Genomic DNA, 4,270 nt, shown 5'->3' with positions numbered 1-4,270 from the left:
CACCCGCCTCTCCCGCCTGCACCCCTTCCTGCGCCACCCCGTGACCATCGCCACGGCGCTCGCCGCCGTGCTGCACATCATCTGGTTCTTCACGTTCGCCAACAGCGGCGGCGACCTCGCCGCGCAGGACGCCTGGGCCGAGTTCGTCGGGCGCCACCCCGACTCGGCGTACAACCTCGCCTGGTACGGCGGCATGCACCCGGTCTCGTACAGCATCGTCTCGCCGTATCTGATGTCGGTGCTCGGCGTGCGGACGACGATGATGATCGCCGGGACGCTCTCCGCCACGCTCCTCACCATGATCCTGGTCCGCAGCAGGGCGGTGAAGCAGCCGCTGTGGCCCGCCCTCGCCGGTGTCTTCGCGCTCTTCTGCAACGCCGTCTCGGGCCGGGTGACCTACGGCCTCGGCCAGATGTTCGCGCTGATGGCGGTCGCCGCCGTCTTCTGCTGGCCGTACCGCTGGCGCTACAAGCGGTGGGCGAAGGCCCTGGTCGCCGCGCCGTTCGCGGCGCTCGCCACGATGGGCAGCCCGGTGGCCGGGCTCTTCGTCGGGCTCGTCGCCGTCGCGCTCTTCCTCAGCAAGCGCTACCCGGGCGCGTACGCGCTGGGTGTCGCGCCCGCCGTCGTCGTCGGCATCTCCGCCTGGCTCTTCCCCTTCTCCGGCACCCAGCCGATGTCGTTCGGCTCGGCGTCGCTGCCGCTGATCCTCGCGGGGTGCGTGTATTTCTGCGTACCGAAGGAGTGGAAGACCGTACGGATCACGACCGCCGTGTACGCGGCGTTCGTGCTCGGCGTCTGGATCATCAGCTCGCAGATCGGCTCCAACATCACCCGCCTCGCGATGTCCTTCGCGGGTGTCGTGCTGCTCGCCGCGCTGCCGTTCACCGTGCGCAAGTCCCGCAAGTGGTACGCGATCGTCCTGGCCTTCGCCGGGTTCACCGGGTGGGTCGGGTTCAAGGCGGGCGACGACGTGGTGCACACGCGGCCGGTCGCGTCCTGGACGCGTGAGGTGTCGCCGCTGATCGACGAGTTGCGCAAGGTCGGCGCCGCCAAGGGCCGCGTCGAGATCGTGCCCGCCCGCAGCCACCGCGAGGCGTCCGCGTTCGCCCCGCACGTCCAGCTCGCCCGGGGCTGGAACCGCCAGGCCGACATGGAGCGCAACCCGCTCTTCTACGACGACACCCTCAACTCCGCGAACTACCGCGAGTGGCTGCAGCGCTGGTCCGTGCATTACGTCGTGCTGCCCGAGGGCGAGCCCGACGGCGACGGCGGCAAGCGCGAGGCGCAGCTGATCAAAAAGGGGCTGCCGTATCTGAAGCAGGTGTGGGTCGACTCGGACTGGCGGCTGTACGAGGTCGTCGACCCGACGCCGCTCGCCGGGCCGCACGCCGTCGTGGAGCGTGCCGAGCAGGGCGAGATGACGCTGAAGGTGAAGCGGCCGGGACGCGTCCTCATCCGTATCCCGTTCTCGCCGTGGCTGAGCGTCGTGGACGCCGAGGGCAAGGGCGTGGAGCGGCCGCAGGAGACCGACGAGTCGCAGCGGCGGCGCGAGCGGGACGGCGATCTGCCCAGGGAGTTCACGAACGTCAACGGCTGTCTGCGGCAGGCCGAGGAGGACCACAACGGCGACGAGTGGGTCGAGCTGATCGCCCCGAGGGCCGGCACCTACCGGCTCGGCTCGCCCTACCAGATCCCGCGCGGCACGCCCTGCCCGGAGGGCCTTGAGCGCTGACGGAGTCCCGAGGCCGGGGCCCGCTCAGCCCCGGCCGGCTCAGCCCCCGGGCGGCGCGCAGACGCCGGACGCGGGCAGGCGGCCCGTCCCCGTCCCCGTCTCCGGCGCCGCGTCCTCGCGCACCGCGTCCAGCTGACCGAGGAGTTCGTCGAGGCGGGCGCCCGTCGGCTTCCCGAAGTACCGCAGGACGGCGCGGTGGAAGGCGTCGCGCAGGACCGGCGGCATCACGTCCGAGGCGTCGAAGCAGAGCGTGCGCGCCTTCTCGGTGAGGATGCCCGCGATGCGCCGCCCCGTCGGGTCGGTCGGCTGCGGGTCGGTGGCGTCCGGGAAGAACGGCCGCAGCTCCTCCTTGGCCTCGGAGCGCCACAGCGTGCGGGCCGTCCTGCCCGAAAGCCGCTCGACGAGGGTGCGGGCGGCGGGGTTGCCGCTGAACACGGCGGCCATGTCGCCCGCCACCTCGTACGCCCCGTCGTGGGCGGCCCGGCCGCGCAGGAAGCCCGCCGACGGGTCGGCGCGCACCCGGTCGTCGGCGTACACGTACCGGATGAAGGCGCTCTGGTGCTCGTGCGTGCAGCGCGGGGCCAGGGAGCCGAGCAGTCCGCGCGGGACCGCCCCGGCCTCCGCCGCCGGGTCGGGGGTGCCCAGGTACGACGTGGTCAGGGACTGGTCGACGGATGCCTTGGAGCGGTCGCCGAGCAGGTCCGCCCAGGTCGTCCAGGCCTCGCGGACACGGGGGTCGCGCCAGCTGAGGCGGCCGGTGGCCCACCGGGTGTAGACGTCGGGGCCCGCCTGGTGGAGCAGGATGTCCTCGATCCAGTCGGTGCCGGGCCACCCCGAAGTGGCCTGCGAGGCGAGGCCCACGCACCACTCCGGGGCCGCCGCCGACCGCCCTTCCCTGCTCCACACCAGGCTCTTCAGGTCGACCTTGAGCGGCACCCAGTAGGTGCGGCGCGTGCCGTCGACGACGAGCGGCGGCGCCCACGGCGGATAGGCGCGGGCGGCGGCCGCGGCGGGCAGCGGCTTGAGGCGGTTGGCGCGGGCGTACTCGGTGAGTTCGCCGACGCTGTTGAGGATCGCCACGTCCGGCGGGGCGCCCGCCTCCAGCTGCGCGACGAGCGTCTCGCGCAGGGAACGCGTCCCCTGGTAGGTGTACGTCTGTCCGGTGCCGTCGTCGAGTTTGCTCAGCATCGCCTCGAACGCCTCGAACGCCTCGCCCTCCTCGCCGGTCCAGGGTCCGAGGACGACGAGCGTCCGCTCCCGTCCGTCCGCGCAGGCCCCGGCGGTGACGGCGAGCAGACAGGCGGCGAGGAAGACGCGCAGGGCACTCTGCGTCCGGCTCGTTCCTCGGTTCGTATATCGGCTCGTACGTCGGCTCATGAGGCGGCTCACAGGGCGGCTCCGGAGCGGGAGATGAGGACGTACTCGCGGCGGTAGGCGTGCAGCGTGGCGTAGATCAGGCCCGCGGCGAGCAGGCCCACGGGCGCCACCCAGGGCGCGGCCCCGTCGAGCGAGGAGAGGCGGCCCTCGGCGAGGTCGTGGTCGGCGCGGGCGTCCAGGGAGGCGATGAGCCGGGGGTGCGGGGTGCCGAAAGGGCGCTCGTCGACGGTGGACTCGATCGCGGGCGAGGTCGCGTGGGACAGCTCGCCCGCCGTGTCCACGACCCGCTGCTGCGCGCGGTGGGCGAGCACCGCGTCGGCCGTCAGGAACGGCACGGCGAGCAGCGGCACCGCGGCCACCAGCAGCGGCACGCTGACGCGCAGGTGGAAGCGGTGGTGGAGGAAGACCTGGGTGCGCCACAGGCCGAGGGCGAGCAGGCCGAGCGCGGTCCCGGCGACGACGGCCGCGCCGGTCACGCCGCCGCCGAGGGCGGCCCGGTCGGTGAGCCTGTCGCGCAGGCTCCTATCCAGCGCGGAGATGCGGTCCACCACGGCGGTGGCGTCGGAGCCGGTGCCCGGTGCGCAGGGCGGGTAGCCGCCGGGGCCCGTCTCGCGCGGGGGTACCGGGGGTGTGCAGAGCATGCTGCGGGCGTACGAGAGTCCGGCGGCCCGCAGCACCGGGTCGTCGACGTGGTTCTGCGCGAAGGAGATCCAGTTGCCGTAGTCGACGACGAGCCCGGAGACCACGTCGAGTTCCTGGCGCTGGGCGGTGGTCAGGGCGCCGCTGCGGGCGACCTGGTTGAGGCTCTGGGTGGCCCGTGTCGTACGCGTGAGGTAGCGCTTGCCGATGCCGGAGAGCCGCACCGACTCCCCGGCGCCCAGGCTCCTCTCGGCCTCGCGGTCGGCGATGCGCAGGGACATCTCCGCGTCGGCCAGATCGCCGAGAGCGGGCGTGTAACTGTCGCGCAGGGCCGCCGAGTCCGCGCGGACCTCGGCGTACGCCCAGCCGAAGGCGACGGACGCGACGACGGCGAGCAGCGGCAGGGCGATCATGCGTTCCCGCAAGTAGGCGTGGTTGCGGGGCCGCCCGGCGAGCGGGGCGGGCCACAGGGAGCGGCGCAGCCGGCGCAGGGCGTCGGTGGCGACGAGCCGGGCGGTGCGC

General features: G+C 73.5%; 3 protein-coding genes. 1 reads left to right on the top strand and 2 read right to left on the bottom strand.

Annotation, left to right across the window (positions count from 1 at the left end; all coding sequences use genetic code 11):
• Positions 1 to 16 precede the first annotated feature (16 nt).
• Positions 17 to 1,732, top strand: a complete 1,716-nt coding sequence (locus GKQ77_RS28525; protein ID WP_258022122.1) for a glycosyltransferase family 87 protein — start codon at positions 17 to 19, stop codon at positions 1,730 to 1,732.
• 39 nt (positions 1,733 to 1,771) lie between these two features.
• Here GKQ77_RS28525 and GKQ77_RS28520 read toward each other — a convergent pair whose 3' ends face one another.
• Together GKQ77_RS28520 and GKQ77_RS28515 are read right to left on the bottom strand one after the other, a co-directional pair.
• On the bottom strand, positions 1,772 to 3,109 hold the full coding sequence (locus GKQ77_RS28520; RefSeq protein ID WP_219691822.1) for an extracellular solute-binding protein: 1,338 nt from the start codon (positions 3,107 to 3,109) through the stop codon (positions 1,772 to 1,774).
• A gap of 8 nt (positions 3,110 to 3,117) precedes the next feature.
• Positions 3,118 to 4,270, bottom strand: a 1,153-nt coding sequence (locus tag GKQ77_RS28515) for a GlnX family signal transduction membrane protein (RefSeq protein ID WP_308117817.1), incomplete at its 5' end; no start/stop codon positions are given.

Origin of the sequence: Streptomyces anatolicus, from assembly GCF_019400875.1 — a bacterium.
Taxonomy (GTDB): domain Bacteria; phylum Actinomycetota; class Actinomycetes; order Streptomycetales; family Streptomycetaceae; genus Streptomyces; species Streptomyces anatolicus.
This window is presented reverse-complemented; position numbering and strand designations above follow the sequence as displayed.